Genomic DNA, 18033 nt, shown 5'->3' with positions numbered 1-18033 from the left:
TCCGGCGCCCTCGCCTCCGGCTGGCTCAACCTAAACGGTACGTGGTACTGGCTCGATCCCTCGACGCACGCCATGGCCACCGGGCTCCATGAGTGCAATGGCTCCGCGTACTGGTTCAACGGCTCCGGCTCGATGGCGACCGGGTGGGTCCTCGACGGCGGCACATGGTACTACGCGACGGGCTCCGGTGCCCTCGCCTCCGGCTGGGTCTACGTCGGCGGCGCCTGGTACTGGCTTGACCCCTCGACGCACGCTATGACTACGGGTGTTCAAGAAATCGATGGGGTGAAATACTCTTTTGATAGTAATGGCGCTTGGCTCGGCTAGCAACTCTTCTTTAATTGCTTTTTTCTAATTACATACTGCTCTTAGCTATCCATTTGTAGACTATGTTTACATAAAAATTGGTAACTACTGGGGGCTGCACATGGCAAGGAAAAAGCGAATAACATTAATCCTAATCATTCTTTCAACTCTACTGCTCGCTGGACCCGGTGTGGTTGATATCGCGAACGCAGAACCCATAAGCTCCTCCATCCCTACTGATTTTGAGCGGCAATCCGTCCCCTCGACTCTTTCTCCTTCCGATTCAATCGATGATGGTCCTGCTCAAGAATCCGTTAAATGGAATCTGGGTTGGAATTCGTTTGACGGCAACTGGTTCTATGTGGATTCAGTCAATCCGGTCTCGTTGCATTCTGGCTGGCTCTATACCAATGGGGCCTGGTACTGGCTCGATCCCTCGACGCACGCCATGGCCTCCGGGCTCCATGAGTGCAATGGCTCCGCGTACTGGTTTGACGCCTCCGGCTCGATGGCGACCGGGTGGGTCCTCGACGGCGGCACATGGTACTACGCGACGGGCTCCGGCGCCCTCGCCTCCGGCTGGGCCTACGTCGGCGGCGCCTGGTACTGACTTGATCCCTCCACCCATGCCATGGCTACCGGCCTTCACGAGTGCAACGGCTCCCTGTACTGGTTTAATTCGTCCGGCGCGATGGCGACCGGGTGGGTCCTCGACGGCGGGACCTGGTACTACGCGACTGGCTCCGGCGCGCTGGCGCGCGGCCCCGTATCCGTCGGCGGCGTGCCCTACTGCTTCGACGCCCGGACGGGTGCCATGCTGACGGGCTACCAGACGGACGCGCAGGGCGTCCGCCGCTACTTCGGCAGCTGCGGCCCCCTTAACGGCTGGGGCTTCGTCGACGGCTCCTGGTACTGGTTCGCTGACGGTATCGCCTCGACCGGCTGGCTTTACACCGGCGGTTCCTGGTACTGGCTCGACCCCGACGCGGGCGGTGCCATGGTGACGGGCCTCCACGCGTGCAACGGCTCAGCGTACTGGTTCAGCGCCTCCGGCGCGATGGCGACCGGATGGGTCCTCGACGGCGGGACCTGGTACTACGCGACTGGCTCCGGCGCCCTCGCCTCCGGCTGGCTCAACCTAAACGGTACGTGGTACTGGCTCGATCCCTCGACGCACGCCATGGCTACGGGTGTCCAAACTATTGGATCATGTGAATACATATTTAATAGTTCCGGCAAGATGATGGCTAATTGCTGGTCAAACGGTGATGGGTCCTGGATGTATCATTCTTCATCCAGCGGTGCAATTGACCTTAAAGGCATCATGACCGATTCAGGAATCCAGCTGATTGACGATGGCGGGAATGTTAGAACGGGCTGGATTGAGAGTCAGGGTTCTCGATATTATTGTTCTGCTAATGGGATAGTTCTGACTGGATGGCAGCAAATAGCTGGGTCTTGGTATTACTTTAACTCGGATGGTCGAATGGCGACCGGCTGGCTTAACGATGGCAGTAACTGGTTCTGGCTAGATTCCTCTTCTGGCACAATGAAAACGGGATGGCTATCCCTTGGGGGCACATGGTATTACCTTGATGCCGCACGTGGGGGAGTAATGTTGAGCAACGGTTGGTATTGGATCGGCTCTACTGACTACAAGTTCAGTTCATCCGGCGCAATGGTTGGCGCTTGGGTCGATGTCCCGTGCTATTCGCAGTACCCGGAACTTCCTACTGGCTGTGAGTCGGTTGCCCTTACAAACTTGCTTAACTACTATGGTTTCGGTTTAGGTAAGACGATTATTGCGGATTATTACTTGCCCAAGGGAAGCAACGGCAACTTTGTTACCGCCTTTGATGGCAACCCAAGGCGTAGTAGCGGGGGTCTCATGGGATGCGTCGCCCCTGCGATTACTATTGCTGGTAATAACTTTCTGCGTGCTGCTGGAAGTGGCAAGCAGGCAAAAGACGTCTCTTTCTCGTCAATTTCTTCCATTAAGAACAGACTGACCTGTGGTCAACCTGTTGAGATGTGGAATACCGAGTGGGGAAGTTGGCCAGGAGGCCGTTATGCTGCGCGTTGGTATAACGGGCATTCCTATGGCCTGTGGGGCGGTAATCATGCCGTAGTCCTTAAAGGCTATGATGACGAGCAGGGAATTGTCTATCTTTCGGATTCGATTAACGGCAATGTTACGCGAAATGCCCAGGTGTTCTTCGGTACGTGGCAACAGATGGATAGCCAGGCCGTGGTAATTGAATAGCCATGATGTTAAAAAAAGGGAGAGCTCGATGAGCTCTCCCTTTTTTACTACATTTTTAATCAAGCTACGCTGTCCTATTACGTCCAAATAGTTCGTCCCAGTTACTAGCTGCCAAAACTGTTCCGCACACAATTACAACGCAGCAGATTACGGATGCCACGTCGGGAATTGTTCCAAGCAAGATCAGGCCAAAGACCACCGACCATGCCGAATAGGAGATATTCAGAGCCATCGCACGCGCTGCTCCGATTGCCGCAATGCCCTTGTAATAGAACAGATAGGATGCAGTTCCTGCGAGCCCGGCGAGTGCAATAATCAATGTGGGCATGCTCGGGATTGCGCCCAGCGTGAAATGCCATGCTCCGAAGAGGGGAAGTACAAGCACTCCATAAACAAGCGCACTTGTAGTTTCGCGGATTTGCAAAGCCGTTTCGTCATCAACGGCATCATCTTTCATTCCCCATGCGCACAGCACCGCTTCGGATCCCCATCCAATAACGGCAAGCACCGCGCCGAGTAAGCCGAGAGGGGCATTTGCAATCTCGCTTGATCCGGCCGATAGATAGCCCATCGTCATTACGCCGCAAAGGGCAACAAGAAGGGAAAGAATCTGACCTTTGCCCATTTTCTCCTTCAGCAGCACGAACGAAAGGAATGCTCCGACTGCGGGATAGAAGGCGGAGATAATTGCCGTGTAGGCTGCTCCGATATTATTAATCGCCAATACGTATCCGGTCATTCCGATAGGTCCACCGAGCAGCGCGCCGGCGATGACGACCTTGCCAGAACGAGTTTTAAGTGCAGCGAGCGTGTCTTTTAATCTGCCTCGAACTCCCATGTATCCAAAGAGCCAGATTGCGCAGAAGGCATCATGGAGAAAAGATCCCGCAATGGAGGCGCATGCAAGCGCTTCCGCCGATCCAATATAGGGCGCGAGCGCCAAGCCGATTCCAAGAATTACTGTATCAAGGCCCCAAAGAAGGCCGCTAAAAAAGCCGAATTTCATCGTTACTCACCTTTCCGATAGATCTCCAGTGCCTTTTTAAGGTATTTGGCACCGTAATTGAAGTAGATATAGAGCCACTCGCCCACGAAGTCACCTTCGGCTTCTTTCAGAAGAGACCAGAGGTACCAGCACCATCCTGCAAGGGCAATGTGCGCATAGTTATGCGCAACTTCGTTGTTTGTTGCCTTGCGCCCAAAATATGCATCAAGCGCGCGGTCGACTTCATCTTCGGAAAGCTCGCAGCAGACACTGCACGTTCCAAAATCGTTTGCGTAATCGCTCATGCCAGCATATTCCCAGTCAATGAGATAGTACTTGTCGTTCTCATCGATAAGAAAATTGAGGTAGAAGAAGTCATTGTGGCAAAGGCATTTTGGTGCATTATCGGCCTGTACAAAGCGCTCCAATTCATCGATTTCGGCGGACATTTCCCTGTAGCCTGGAATGTCGATGGGACCTTTTTCCAGAAGAAGTGATTCGTAGCGCTTCGCTTCGAGGTAGAAGTCAAATTCGGTTTCAACATTTGCACCACTCTCGTGAAGCGAACGACACATCTGCATCATTCGATTCATTTGGGCAGCATCATGCGGATCAGGCTGCTTTGCGTTGGGTACAAACTTCGAAATTTTCCAACCACGCTTTGGGTCCTCATGAATGAACGTGTCGTCAAGGCCGAGTTCCTTGGCTTTTTTAAGTGCGGCTACTTCTCCATTTCTGTTAATAAGCAGTTCGGTCCCGACTCCCGGATGGCGGTAAACGTACTCTCCGTCATTGGTTCTAAAGTGGCACGATAGATTCGTAAGACCTTGTTTAAGGGGATAAACGTCGTGAATCTCTGATTTGGAGCAGCCGAGCACTTGCTCGATGTTATCGAAAATATCGGAGTCAACGTTTTCGATAAAATGCGGATCAAAGGCACGCAGCTCATCAAGAGAATCGAATTCGTTGATCTCGCCCTCAGGATACTTCTTGATAACCATATCGAGCTCCTTGATGTGCTCGATATATAGATCTTCCCAAAGCTTGTCCGTTGTTTCGGGCTTGTTATATTCCGTTTCGAGAATCTGCTTAAATGTAACCGAGAAGGCTTTATCAAAGTAGACATGTCCGAGCATATACCAAGCATCGGAACCGCCAATCGTAACATTGGTGATTCTGTCCATTGCTCCGGTTTGAATGCACCATTCTTTGGTGTCGCCTTCAGCATATTGAGCAGAATAAAATGCTTTCCAAACGTATGCTTCAAACGGATTGTTTAGAAGGTAATCATCGCTTGAGCAAATATAGGTGTTGCCAAGCCGCTCTTTTACGCACATAAGCGATGCGTGGTTATTTTTGGATGCATATTCGTTGTTGACGACAATCGAGACGCCGAACTTGCTTTCGAGATAGAAGAAATATTCTTTTTTATAGCCGACAACGACGGTGATATTTCTGATACCTGCGTCTTGCAGCTGCCTAATCTGACGTTCGATGAGAATCTCACCACGTACCTTTAAAAGGCCTTTGGGCTTTTCATACGAAATGGGAGCAAAGCGGCTCGAAAGCCCCGCAGCCAATATCACTGCGTTTTCAACCTTATAGGGGTGAAGTGCTTCGTAACCGCTGTCGGTTAGGCTGTCAGATTCGAGAAGGCCCTCATTCGTAAGCTCTTTATTTGCTGCGTTTACCGATCCAAGTGAAAGGCCAGTGCGTTCGGCAACTTCTCGCTGGCTAGCATATGGGTTCTTTAGGTATTCGTACAGAACAGTAAAGTTACGCTTGGTCAGTTCCACTGCAGGCCTCCAATTAAGATGTTCATTGCTTAGGGAAAGAATAGAATGATTGAACGTTATGTTCAATTTAATATATTTATCTACATAGACTGAACAGACAGTAACGAAAATCAATCCTGGAATGTGGATTAAAATAAATAAATGAGATATCTGGGAGGGTCGCTTATGTATCGATTCGAAAAGAAGGCCACGCTTGTTTGTGCTGCTGCGTCATTAATCACTGCTTGCTGCTTGCCCCTGAGTGCGAATGTCGCGTTTGCACAGGATTCCGTTGAGGCTCAGAGTAATGAGTCAAAAGCGGATTTTTCTTCGGTGGTTTCCGATGATTTGCAACCTGATAATTCTTCCGTTATAAAAGATGGCTGGCAACGAGACGAGTCGTCTGGAGTTTGGTATTACGGAAAAAACGGTAAACACCAAACTGGCTGGCTGCAAAGCGGGGGCTATTGGTATTGGCTTGATCCAGCCAATGATGGTGCAATGCAGACAGGTTATTTCAATGTGACCGATGCTGGCGGATCGACTGCTTCGTTTTATGCGAATGACGGCAATGCCGTAACGCCTTTTGGCGCGCTATATCAGAACTGCTGGCTACGTAACTCAGATGGAAATTGGTTTTATGCCAATGCTGGAGGCGATTTAGCTGCTGGTTGGTTTTATCAAGACGGCACATGGTATTACCTGGATCCTGCCACCCATATAATGCAGGTTGGTTTTGTCGACCTCGGGAGCGGGAAATACTATTTAGATGCCACTGGTGCTATGAAAACCGGCTGGTTTCTCGTTGACGGGAATTGGTACTGGGCTTATTCATCGGGTGCCCTTGCTTCGTCATGGCAAACGATAGGTGGTGCTCGCTATTATTTTGACCCACAGACGTTCATTATGTTCAAGGGTCGTCAAAAGATTGATGGAAGAACCTACATTTTTGGTGACTATGGCCTCGCAAATGGATGGTACAAAGACGGAGCAGATTGGTATTACTGCTCTAACGGTATCGCGGCCACTGGCTGGAAACTCGTTAACGACACTTGGTATTATCTCGACCCAGCCTCCGATGGTAAGATGTCCGTTGGGTATTTAGACCTTGGCAATGCAGCTTATTATTTAAAGCCTAACGGGGCTATGGCTGTTGGTTGGGCTCAGGTCGAGGACGGCTGGTATTTCGCCTCCCAATCTGGTGCACTTATTTCTGGCTGGTATAAAGAGGGCACGAGCTGGTATTACCTGGACCCTGTTAGCCATCTCATGAAAACGGGCTTATTTGAGGTGGGCGGCAACGATTGTTTTGCAAACCAGAGCGGTAGGCTTGTGGTTTCAAGCTGGGTTACCGTTAATGACGGCGTTCAAAGATACGCTAATGATAATGGATATCTTTGCAAGGATGTGATTCGCGAAAACGGCACTATCCTAAAAACCGCTGGAGCTGATGGTTGGCAGGTTGCGTCAGGCTGGGTTAATGTCGCAAATCTTAGGTTTTACGCTGAGCCCGGAACGGGTGCCATTCATCTTGGATGGCTGCAGATTGACGGCGATTGGTATTGGCTTGATGCCGATTCTGGCGTGATGAAGACTGGATGGGTTTTTACTGGCGGTGCATGGTATTACCTAAACGCTGACGGAAAAATGGCAACTGGTTGGAAATGCCTGAATGGAACATGGTATTACCTTGAGTCCAATGGAAGCATGCATGTTGGCTGGCTTAAAGATTCGGGTAAGTGGTATTGGTTAGACGGCAGCGGCGCTATGGCAACGGGCGCAAGGACCATCGATGGCGTTCGTCGAGTTTTCTGGAGCGATGGACAGTGCGACAAAGTTGGCTGGCAAAATCCATCCCAGTATCCTCAGGTCAGTTCTTGGACTGTTCGGCTGCCTAGCTATTGCACCGGATACTTTACCTATGTGACCCCTTCTCGCATTTCTGTCGAAGCAACGCGGGAAGATTGCGTGAACGCCTTTATCCAGCGCGCCTATGAGTATATTGGTACGCAATATATTGAGCCTTGGTCTACCGCTCCCGGTGGAGCTGTTGATTGCTCTGGTTTTGTCTTGCAGTGCCTTTATGCTACTGGCATGGATATGGGTGTTTACAACCCTTATAACCATCGCTGGGATCCAAGCCAAACCTATAATTCCATGAATTGGTATCGAAGCAATATCTTTATGCCCGTGAGCACGAGCTCGATTCAACGCGGCGATGTGATTTATTACCGCGGTCATATTGCAATTGCACTTGGCGGCGGCTTGATGATTGATTCCTGGCCTCATCAAGGTGTCGGAATTCATCCTATTAGCGCAAGGGGAAATGTAATCGGCGCAGCTCGTCCGTTTATTTAATAGATTCCCTGCAAGACAGTCGGTACCGGTTGGGGGCCTGAAATGAATGCTCGGATTGATCATCGAATTTGCTGGCGAGTAATTGGCTTGATGCTATTTTCCGCCTTACTCTCAGTTACAGCCCCCGCATTTTCTTGCACTGCTTATGCCGTGGAAGAGGGGGCGGATAACGGTGTCGTAGAGCGCGACTCGACAGGAGGGCCGGGAGCATTGGTCGGTGGCGGTTGCTCTCAATACTCCAGCGATTGTGCCGGCAAAACAACGGAAGATTCGAGCCTACAGGTTGTCGAAAGCCATGACCCGTCGACTACAGAACAACTATCTGGATGGCAATGGAACGGTTTGTCCTGGTATTACTATCTAGATGGCTGTCGTTTGACCGGAATTCAGAATATTGACGACTCGCTGTACTACTTGGACCCCGCTCGTGACGGCGCAATGAGCTGCGGCTGGATTTTTACTGAAAATAAGTGGTATTACGCGGGTCCGTCAGGCGCTTTGGCAAGTGGCTGGCAGTTTATTGGAGACCAATGGTACTGGTTTGACTCCCTTAACAGCTGTTCTATGGCTACTGGTCGACGTGTTATTGATGGGCACCCTTATCTTCTTGGAACCTATGGACTGATTAATGGATGGTGCCTTGATAACGGTTTATGGTATTGGGGTGGCAATGGTGAAGTCTTAACCGGCTGGCTTCAAACTGGCAATAACTGGTATTGGCTTGATCCCGCCAATGATGGTGTTATGTCTAGAGGAATCGTTTCTGTCGGTTCGTCTCGTTACTATTTATCGGATTCCGGCGCAATGGCTGTTGGTTGGGCGTTTGATGGGACGGACTGGTATTACGCTGACGGTTCCGGCGCACTTGCATCGGGCTGGCGTTTGGTGAATGGCGTTTGGTATTGGCTCGATGTCGCAAATGACAATAGAATGGCTACCGGTTTTTTTGTCATCGGATCCAATCAGTATCATTTTTCTTCAACGGGAGCGCTGTCACTCGGCTGGTTTATGAGCGATGGAGACTGGTATTACGCTGAGCCTTCTCATGCGTCGGGCATTGTAAAGACGGGATGGCTGAAGGACAATAGCCAATACTATTATCTCGATCCTGCTGCCGACGGTAAAATGCTGCTAGGTCATTTTTCTGTAAATGGGAAAAGCTATTATGCAAAAGCTTCAGGCGCTGTTGCTTGCCGTGAATGGGTAGATGTCCAGGACTCGGTTCAGGATGAGCCGTCTAAGGCTTTTGCTGGTTCTGATTGCTCATTGTGTGGAGCATTGCGTAGTGGAAAGCTATTTACAACAAACGGTGATGGCGAATTAACCGAAGCTAACGGGTTTGTGACGCTTGGAGGGTGCAAGTTCTATGCTGATCCAACCGATGGCTCCCCCTGTGCTGGATGGAAGAACGTTAACGGAAAATGGTACTTCTTTGATGAGACTGCTGGCTATGCACGATCTGGCTGGCTGTACAAGGATGGCTCCTGGTTCTATTTGGACCCATCTACCTACGTTATGAAAACCGGCTGGGTTGCCGTTAACGGATCTTGGTATTACTTGAATTCGTCTGGTTATATGCAAACAGGGTGGCTTAACCTGGGGGGTACCTGGTATTGGCTTGACGCTAGTGGCGCCATGGCTACTGGCTGGCGCGTTGTGGACGGATCCTGGAATTACTTCATGGCCAACGGCGCGTGGGTGTCAGACTATATGGATGCTAAGGCTCAAAGTTATTCAAGCAATACAAATTGGCTGATACTTGTCGATACGTCACGTTGCGTTACGAGTATTTACACTGGATCATGGAATAACTGGTCCTTAAACCGTCGATATGTATGTTCGACGGGAAAAGCCAGTACGCCAACTGTGATAGGGGAGTACCAAGTCTACGGAAAGGGATACTCCTTTGGGCATGGATATACTTGCTATTACTACACACAGTTCTACGGTGATTATCTATTCCATTCTTCGCCCTACTACGTCAACAGTAACCGGGTGATGGATCCCACGATGGGCGTTCCATCCTCTGCAGGATGTGTGCGCCTTGAGATCCAGAACGCAAAATGGATTTACGATAACATTCCTTATGGAACAAAGGTTGTTACCTATTGATATTGGACAAGTGTCTTTAAAGGTGGGAGAAAGACACTGATTCTTAAGGGACTCTTTTCCAATTGAGGTGCTTTGATTTGGCAAGCGGTTTCATGAGAAGGCAGTCATAAACTGTATGCACTTCCGGTGCGCAGGATTTTAATTCTCTACGAGCTTCCTTTTCAGATTATTTTGAAAAGCCAACCATCTCGCTCCCTCTAGGGGGGCGAGATGTCGGTGTTGGTGTTAAAAATTACGGGAGCACCATTCAATTTGCCGCCATGTATTATCTAAAGGCCGAGCCTTCTCCTGTCTTTTTTGAGCGTAATAAACAACACCTTAAATCTCTAATGATTGCTTTGCTAATCTTGAAAACATGACTTTGGGAGGATTTTTGGAAATAGAAAAGGGAAATGGTACAGGCGTATGCGTACTTCTTTCAGCATATAAACCTGATCTTAAGTTTTTCGCCGCTCAACTTGATTCGATTGATGAACAAACGTTTCCGGTTACGCTTTTGGTCAGAAATGACTGCCCCGAATCGGCCTCTTTAGAGGGGTTTATCCAAGAGCATATAAAGAAAAACGCCTATCGTTATTATCATGGCGATAAAAATCTCGGTTATGTCAAATCGTTCGAGGCACTACTCTCTTTGGCAGAAGGGGATTACGTAGTATTTTGCGATCAAGATGATATTTGGGAGCCTAACAGAGTTCAAGTTTCGCTCAACCATATGCTAGAAGAAGGCTCAATTCTTGATGTTTGCGATAGATCGGTAATCGACGAAAACGGAAACATGCTGGTAGAGAGCTACAGAAAAGCTCATCCAAATTCGCCTGAAGTAAATTGGTGCTCCGGAGAGGATATTACTATTCAGGCTGCAAGTGTATGCTACGGCATTGGTATGGCTCTCATGCTAGATGCGAGTGCTGCTAAGTCGATGATTCCCTTTCCGGAATCCACTGCACATGATTTGTGGTTGACATTGGGCTGCAGCGAACTGGGGAAGTGCAGTTTTACAACGACTCCCTTGGTTAAGTATCGTCGACATGGCGGGAATGAAACTGGATTCCTTGCGGGTGTTGCTTCAAAAGATGATTGGTATTTAACAAGAGTTAAAAACAGGGTTGATACAGCTAAGCAATTTGCCGAAAGATTTCCTGATTCACCGCACCTAAAGGAAATAATGGGGTTCGCCGATGCAAGAGAGCGACGCTCCATAATTGGCTTGCTTAAATATCGACGAGCTTGCCCGTCCATTGCTAAAGCTGAAATCATTATGCGACTTGTACCGAATTGGCTGTTTCTTTTGATTTTAAACATGATTAAAGAAGCAAAATAGCTTCGTATCCGAATCGCGACTTGTTCAGAAGGGCGCTTATATTTGTGGAAGCCACAGAGAAGACTCTTTCGATTAAACACAATATGTTCTGGAATACCGTTGGCTCGTTGACGAATTTAGGCTGTCAATGGCTAATTACTATATTGGTCGTTCGACTGTCTGATGGATATAGTGCTGCTGGAATTTATTCCCTTGCTATGTCTATTTTCAACATGTTTTCTCAATTGGCCCAATACAGGATGTACACGGTACAAATTGCAGATGTTGAAAGGAAAAACTCTGCTGGTGAATACCTGACTTTTCGTTTCTTTACTACGTTTATGGCGTTTGCAATGTTGGCCGTCTATTCCATTGCGACGTGTCGTATTGATACGGTGCCTGCTGTTCTTTTGTATGCTCTCTATAAAACCGCCGGCTTAGTTATTGATGTCATGCATGCCAATGATCAGGTTGGCCATAGGATGGACTATATTGGGAAATCCCTCATAATGCAGGGCATTGGTTCTCTCCTTTCGTTCATTGTTGTCTTTGGGCTGTTAAATAGCCTCGAAGGTGCATTGTTGCTAATGACGGTAGTGACTATAGGTATCGGTGTTATTTACGATTATCCGAGATCAAATCGAATCTCTGCAATCAAACTTGGAATTACCCAAGCGAAGGTCAGAGCTTTCCTATGTGGCTGTTTGCCCATCGTTCTGGGCGGCATTGCTGCTTCTGCGGCGCCGAATATTCCAAGGCAGTATTTATCTTATACATTCGGAGATTCTGCTCTAGGCATTTATGCATCAGTTGCTGCTCCCGTGGCAATTATCCAAATGGGTGCGACGTATATCTATAATCCTTTATTAGGTTATTTAGTAGAGCGTTACTATTCTAGGAAAAAGTCCTTTTTTACGCTTATAGGTAAAATACTTGCCGGTATTTTATTTGTCGGCGTCATATCAGCAGTTGCGCTTTTCTTTTTCGGCAAATTATTGCTGTCTTTGTTTTATGGCGCTGGAATAGCCAAACATTCTGATCTCCTTCAGCCTATGTTGGCTTGTGCCTTTTTGACTGGCATTGCTTGGTTTGTCAACGATTTGCTGGTTTCTCTTGATAACTACCGAGGGGTATTTGTTGGCAGCATATTGTCCTTAATCAGTGCTGTTGCTGTCATGGCTCCCGCGCAAGTGTTGTTTGGCTTAAATGGCCCTACTGTAACGGCGCTTATATCCAATGCTATTTGCCTTATTTATCAGTCTTTTGTTTTGGGGAAACAGACGCAAGAATGGTTTGGGGAAAAGAGATAGGCCGATGATGTCTAAAGCTCACGCGCTATTAAAGCTTCAAAACACTGAATTGGATATCCTTCAGGTTGTCGCTGCATTCTGCTCTAAGCACGGCATCAGGTGGTGGCTTGATGGCGGAACATGTTTAGGAGCAATGCGTCATAGGGGGTTTATCCCTTGGGATGATGATATAGATATCGGAATGATGCGTTCAGACTATGACCGCTTTTGCTCTTTAGCCGAGGATGGTTTACCGGAAGGATATTCGCTCCATACATCGCGGAATACTATTGGCTATGCTGCGATGTTTGCTAAGGTGTATCGCGATGAAACTCGCTTCGAGAATCAGGAGGCTCGAGAGGCTTCCAGTTCGATGGGTATTTTTGTCGACATCTTTCCATATGACCAGCTCTATACAGATAAACGCCTTCGTGCAAAACAAGTCCGAACTGCATCAATTGCACAGAAAAGAGCTTATTTATATCACTCTTCTTCCATTGTTGTCCCTCATAAAGGGTTCCTTGGACAACTCGAGCAAATTGGTTGTTCTGCTATACACGTAGTGGAACGACTGGTTTCTCGAGGCGCATGCTCTTACCAGGATTTGTTCGACTCCTGTATTGCCGACTCAAATACGGGTGAGGTCTCTGATTATTGTCTGACGTTAAGCTGGCCGAATCTGGCGCCAGTGCCTATTTCAGAGATTTTCCCTCTGAGCAGTGCGGTTTTCGAAGGCAGTGAATTCCCCGTTCCTCGTATGACGGATAAATATCTTACAACGATGTATGGCGAATGGAAGAAAATTCCGGAGCCGGAAAATCGACATACCCATCTTCCTCTTCTGCTTGACTTTGGGGATGGTGAAGTCTGGACTGCGCAGAATTAAGGATATGAAATCTTTACCAGATGAGGTTATGTAATGAGTTCTTCTATTTGTATTTTCACCCATCATTATCACCCGCAACTTAGTGGAATTGGTAATTTTGTCGATGGTCTCGCTCATGCCCTAGCTGCCCGCGGCGACAGGGTGGTTATCGTTACTAATGATTCAATGCGCGTAGGAGTCGGTCATTCAGTCGAAAACGGTCTCGAGATAATTCGGCTTCCATGTATTTCATTGCTTGATGGAAGGCTTCCTCTTCCCAAAAAAACCGGCGATTATTACCGGCTCCTGCAAAGCCTTGATGATTATGAGTGGGACGGCGTACTTATCAACACGAGGCTTTTCCCCCTCTCACTCGAAGGGCTGAAGTTTGCTGTGGATCATAACACTAGGGCCGTCGTTCTCGACCATGGTTCAGCGTATCTTTCTTTCAATCAGCCATTCCTTGATTATTTTGTGCGCCGATATGAGGATTGGATTACTGATCGCGTAAAGACGTTTGAACCTGATTTCTATGGGATTTCTTCAAAAAGCGTTGAATGGCTTCAGCATTTTAATATCGGTGCAAAGGGCGTAATATCGAACTCAATCAATGCTTCAATTTATAGGAGCATCTCTTCGGGTAGAGATTTCCGATCAGAATTAGGTGTCCCTCAGTCATCTTTAGTTGTGGCTTTTGTTGGGCGGTTTATTCCTGAAAAGGGAATTTATTCAATTATTGAGGCAGCTCGCGCAAAGGATATTACCAAGCGTGATATTTGTTTTGTTCTTGCAGGGGATGGTCCGCTGGCCAATGAAGTCAAGGAAGCCTGTTCGTCGAACTTGTTTTGGCTTGGGAGATGTAGCGCAGAGGACATTTCCTCCTTACTTCAGCAAGCAGATGTGCTTTGTCTTCCAACTCGGTCCGAAGGCTTTTCGACGGTACTTCTTGAGGCTTCAGCTTGCGGAACGCCTGCTGTGGTAACAGATGTGGGAGGCGCGCACGAGCTTATTCCAGATGATAGCTACGGCACGATAATTCAGTCCATGTCATCTGATGAGGTGGTTTCGGCATTATGCAGGCTTTTTGATGATCGAAAGCTGCTTTCTCTACAGTCTCGAAACTCTAGGGCCCTTGTTGAAAATCGATATAGCTGGGACGCCACTGCTATAGATGTCGAGAAGGCGTTTTGTATTTGCTAAGTGATACTTGGCTGGCTTTTACTTAGCTTTTGAGTGAAATTGGATCTAAGACCCGAATTTGTTATTGTCGACTTATCCTATTCGATTTTGTCTTTAGTTGGAGATGCACGTTTTGAATAATCCTGCAATTAAGAAAAGCGAGTACGCGCTTGCCATCTTTGGGCTGGGACTTCTTTTGTTAGCTGTCGCGACATCATTGCACTATAAGAATTTAAATCTATTCATTCTTGAACTCTTTTGCGATGTCGTTGCTGTTGCGTGCTTATATTTGCAACCGAAATCACAGTCGAGCGGTGATGCTATTCGTCAGATAACCGTTCTCGTCGCGTCCAGTATCCTCAGCAGCTTTCTGCTAGTTTTCATCATATTGGCTGGCGCGAAGACGTTTGGCCCCTTCGGTCTTGGTGCATGGAATATCTCAGGTCTGGTTATATGCTTTCATTTAGTTTTAGCGTTCCAGGGAATTGAGCTTTGCTATGGCCTGATGAAGAGCTTCGTAACCTCGGTTAAGAAAACTGATGCTAAGAAGTGTTTCTTTTATTTGGCGGTTTTTGTTGGCTTTGCTGTTTTAATCGCTTTTATTGGCATTCCGCTCGATAAGTCAAAGACGGTGTTGTTCGCGTCTGCTTTGCCCATTACGGTTTTGATCGGATTGATTGCTATTAATGGGGGCATTTCTTATCTGAAGCCCGAACTGTTCGCTTTCGCATGCATTGTCTCAATTGGTCTATCCGTAATTATTTGCTTTCCCGTTACAAATTTTTTGACATGGGATGATGAGGTCCACTATGGAAATGCAAACAGTTTTTCCTACCTCACAAATGCTGAAATAACAAATTCTGACCGAATGATAGTCGAGCAGTTTTATATGGGGGACGGCTTTAGTTTGGATGCAGCTTTGGGTAAGTACCCAATAGATGAAACAAGAGAGTTTAACCGTGGCTCTGTTGAGCAATTGGTCAGAGAGGCTGATAAAAATGATTTAGCTGAAGGTATCGAACGTTTTAATTGTTTTGATAGTGTGGCTCTTTCTAAAATTGCCTATATTCCTTCATCTATCGGCCTTTGTTTGGGTCGCTTGCTTCATCTCCCATTCTCTATCAAATTTGCATTGGGTAAAATTTTTAATTTGTTTGCGTATGCAGTTATCTGCGGAATCGCAATTCGTATAGCCCCTTGCAGAAAATGTCTTTTCACTTGTATTGCGTTGTTCCCGTCTGCTGTGTTAATGGCAGCCAGTTACTCGTATGATCCCTGTGTGATATCGTTCAGTTTGCTAGGAACAGCTCTTTTGTTGAAGATGCTTATTTCTGAAGAGGATATTTCTGCTAAAACGTTCTTCGCATTTCTACTATCTTTTGCAATCGGGTTTGCAGCTAAAGCGATTTATTTTCCCTTATTTGGACTTGCGCTTTTAATTCCTGCAAATAAATATGTTTCAAGCAAGCAAAGACGTATCTTGATTGGTACTGCTCTATTCGTTTGTGCCATTATGATCCTATCTTTCTTGACGCCATATTTCTCATCTGTCGTAAATAATATTTCTGATGCACGTGGTGGCTCCGAAGTCTCTACGGCTGGTCAAACGACGGGAGTGCTTGCAAATCCAGTTGGAACTATAGCTGTAATCTCGAATTTCGTTTTTGGATCGATGCTGACCCCGGCGTTTCTCAATTCAATATCAACGAATATGGCTTATCTTGGGGACGTGTCTAATCTGTTCCCATGGCTTTCGTATCTCCCCATCATGCTGTTTGAAGCTATTTGCATTATTGATAATGAAAAAGATACTAAAATAAAGCTTAGCCGTTGCGGAATTGTTTGGACTCTATTCCTGGTTCTTGCTACTTGCCACCTAGTTGCTTTGGCTCTATACATCGCTTTTACAGGAGTTGGAAGCCAGACAGTTGCGGGTGTCCAAGCGCGATATCTCATACCTTTGATAATACCTTTTGCCTGTCTATTGCTCAGGTTCCCTATTTACTGCGATGAGGAGGTGAAGGCTAAAGTTACAGCCTTTATGCTCGGGGCTCCATTTGCGCTGCTGTATTTTGTGATGTTCGAGCTTCTGTATATCCGTTTTTTCTAAATTAGCGATATAGGTCATGGTTATAGTAGGAGTGGGCAATTAGTTGGATTCGATTGGATCGAATGGGACGGCGTTGAGGGTTCGCTCAGGACATGCGCCCCGTATTTGAGGCAGAACTGCAAGGGGTCCTTTTCCTGCGGTGATGGATGGGGACTCCATGTGTGCCCTAGTTGAGCAAGCTAAATATCTAAGCTTGAGATGTAACTTCCTAATGGTTAGACAGGATACAGTAAACTTAAGTCTGAGTTAAGCTATGCGTTGGACTGTAAGAGTCGCAAATTCTTTGGGCGTCGCTAAGAGCCAACTGTTTTTGGAATGGATGAATCTCGATTGTCTTTTACTTCAACGACATGTTCAAAAGGACATCTGCGTGTTCTCGTAATAATTCCTGCCTATAACGAACAGGAGTGCATTCTCAATACCGTTGCAGCTATAAAAGCTGCGGGTTATGACTATGTCGTAATCAACGACGGCTCACAAGATACAACGCTTGAGCTTTGTCGAGAGCATGGTATCAACATATTGGATTTGCCGCAGAACCTTGGTATCGGTGGAGCGGTCCAAGCGGGCCATAAATATGCCCAGAGATTTGGCTATGATATCGACATTCAGGTTGACGGCGATGGCCAACATGATCCTTCTTATATTCCTGAGCTTGTAAAGCTGATTGAGAGCGGTGCGAGTTTGGCGATAGGCTCTCGATTTCTGGTTGAGACTGATGGTTTTCAATCAACTTTTATGCGTCGTGTTGGAATCAGGTGGCTTTCATTTTTGCTCGAGTTGCTTACGGGTAAGGTGGTCACCGATCCCACTTCTGGCTTTAGGGCCTGCAATAAAGATGCTATCGACCTGTTCTGCAAGAGTTATCCTGATGACTACCCGGAGCCAGAGTCGATTGCTTTGGCTATGAAGCTTGGTCTTCCCGTTATGGAAGCGCCTGTAAAGATGAATGAGCGCCAAGGTGGACGTTCATCTATCGGGGGCTTCTCTTCCGTCTACTATATGGTCAAGGTTACGTTAGCCATTGTCCTTGTGTGCTGGGTCCATAGGGGAGACAAATAATGAATCTTATTTTGAGGATTGGTGCGGCCCTCTTTTTCGGCGGATTCCTCGTCTATGTTTTACGTCTCGTGTCCAACGGAAAGATGCTTCTTAAGTACTCTTTGCTGTGGATTTTGATGTGTATGGCGGCCTTGATCTGTGATTTATGTCCTCAGATTATTTATAGTTGCTCAACAGCTATTGGGTTTGTCAACCCGGCCAATTTCCTTTTTTTGGGTGCAATCGTGCTGTTGCTTGCAATCTCTCTGTCTCTTAGCGTTGCCGCGAGTCGTCATGTTTTGGCGATCAAAAACCTTACTCATAGGATTGCCCTGCTCGAAAAAGAGCTTGAGAAAAGGTCTGATCATGAATGAGCTCAATACATGGTTTGATTCAGTTCCTTCGGCTATCCCTCATTAGGGCTCCTAAGTTTGTGCACCATTGATCGCG

Annotated in this window: 13 protein-coding genes and 2 pseudogenes; 13 read left to right on the top strand and 2 right to left on the bottom strand. The window is 47.3% G+C overall.

What is annotated here, in order from left to right; genetic code table 11:
* The 4 genes and pseudogenes from ABG996_RS02930 to ABG996_RS02920 form a co-directional block, all read left to right on the top strand.
* Window positions 1-327: pseudogene (locus tag ABG996_RS02930) on the top strand (choline-binding protein A); the annotation flags it as partial.
* Window positions 328-427: 100 nt separating this feature from the next.
* Window positions 428-916 (top strand): hypothetical protein, encoded by a 489-nt coding sequence (locus ABG996_RS02925; RefSeq protein ID WP_347493997.1) that lies wholly within the window; start codon window positions 428-430, stop codon window positions 914-916.
* A gap of 21 nt (window positions 917-937) precedes the next feature.
* Window positions 938-1057, top strand: a pseudogene (locus tag ABG996_RS10810) (choline-binding protein D); the annotation flags it as partial.
* Window positions 1058-1120: 63 nt separating this feature from the next.
* Window positions 1121-2569: a C39 family peptidase gene (locus ABG996_RS02920; protein ID WP_347483871.1), complete on the top strand. Its 1449-nt coding sequence runs from the start codon at window positions 1121-1123 to the stop codon at window positions 2567-2569.
* Between the two features lie 64 nt (window positions 2570-2633).
* Here ABG996_RS02920 and ABG996_RS02915 read toward each other — a convergent pair whose 3' ends face one another.
* Both ABG996_RS02915 and ABG996_RS02910 read right to left on the bottom strand, forming a co-directional pair.
* The gene (locus tag ABG996_RS02915; RefSeq protein WP_347479393.1) at window positions 2634-3575 is read right to left on the bottom strand and encodes a DMT family transporter; all 942 of its coding nucleotides are present in this window, start codon (window positions 3573-3575) and stop codon (window positions 2634-2636) included.
* 2 nt (window positions 3576-3577) lie between these two features.
* Entirely contained in the window at window positions 3578-5350 is a 1773-nt protein-coding gene (locus tag ABG996_RS02910) for a phosphotransferase (RefSeq protein ID WP_347479391.1), read from the bottom strand.
* A 165-nt stretch (window positions 5351-5515) separates the two neighbouring features.
* Between ABG996_RS02910 and ABG996_RS02905 the strand changes: the two genes are divergently transcribed.
* The 9 genes from ABG996_RS02905 (at window position 5516) to ABG996_RS02865 (ending at window position 17957) form a co-directional block, all read left to right on the top strand.
* A complete protein-coding gene (locus ABG996_RS02905; RefSeq protein ID WP_347483869.1) occupies window positions 5516-7687 on the top strand; it encodes an NlpC/P60 family protein in 2172 nt (723 codons plus the stop codon).
* 42 nt (window positions 7688-7729) lie between these two features.
* Window positions 7730-9799, top strand: coding sequence for a L,D-transpeptidase family protein (locus ABG996_RS02900; protein WP_347479387.1), 2070 nt, complete (start codon window positions 7730-7732; stop codon window positions 9797-9799).
* A gap of 373 nt (window positions 9800-10172) precedes the next feature.
* On the top strand, window positions 10173-11120 hold the full coding sequence (locus ABG996_RS02895) for a glycosyltransferase (protein WP_347479385.1): 948 nt from the start codon (window positions 10173-10175) through the stop codon (window positions 11118-11120).
* 44 nt (window positions 11121-11164) lie between these two features.
* Window positions 11165-12409 carry a lipopolysaccharide biosynthesis protein gene (locus ABG996_RS02890; protein WP_347479383.1) on the top strand — a complete coding sequence of 415 codons (1245 nt, stop codon included), beginning with the start codon at window positions 11165-11167 and terminating at the stop codon, window positions 12407-12409.
* Between the two features lie 4 nt (window positions 12410-12413).
* Window positions 12414-13274: a LicD family protein gene (locus ABG996_RS02885; RefSeq protein ID WP_347479381.1), complete on the top strand. Its 861-nt coding sequence runs from the start codon at window positions 12414-12416 to the stop codon at window positions 13272-13274.
* A 33-nt stretch (window positions 13275-13307) separates the two neighbouring features.
* On the top strand, window positions 13308-14453 hold the full coding sequence (locus ABG996_RS02880; RefSeq protein WP_117786524.1) for a glycosyltransferase family 4 protein: 1146 nt from the start codon (window positions 13308-13310) through the stop codon (window positions 14451-14453).
* 112 nt (window positions 14454-14565) lie between these two features.
* Window positions 14566-16542, top strand: coding sequence for a DUF2142 domain-containing protein (locus ABG996_RS02875; protein ID WP_158564980.1), 1977 nt, complete (start codon window positions 14566-14568; stop codon window positions 16540-16542).
* Window positions 16543-16872: 330 nt separating this feature from the next.
* Window positions 16873-17604, top strand: coding sequence for a glycosyltransferase family 2 protein (locus ABG996_RS02870; protein WP_229025531.1), 732 nt, complete (start codon window positions 16873-16875; stop codon window positions 17602-17604).
* Entirely contained in the window at window positions 17604-17957 is a 354-nt protein-coding gene (locus ABG996_RS02865) for a DUF2304 domain-containing protein (RefSeq protein WP_117786521.1), read from the top strand. Before ABG996_RS02870 ends, ABG996_RS02865 begins: the two co-directional genes overlap by 1 nt.
* Window positions 17958-18033: the final 76 nt, after the last annotated feature.

The organism is Collinsella aerofaciens (assembly GCF_039836695.1).
GTDB lineage: Bacteria > Actinomycetota > Coriobacteriia > Coriobacteriales > Coriobacteriaceae > Collinsella > Collinsella aerofaciens_BD.
Note: the sequence above shows the minus strand (reverse complement) of the source record. Positions and strands in the feature narration are given on the sequence as shown.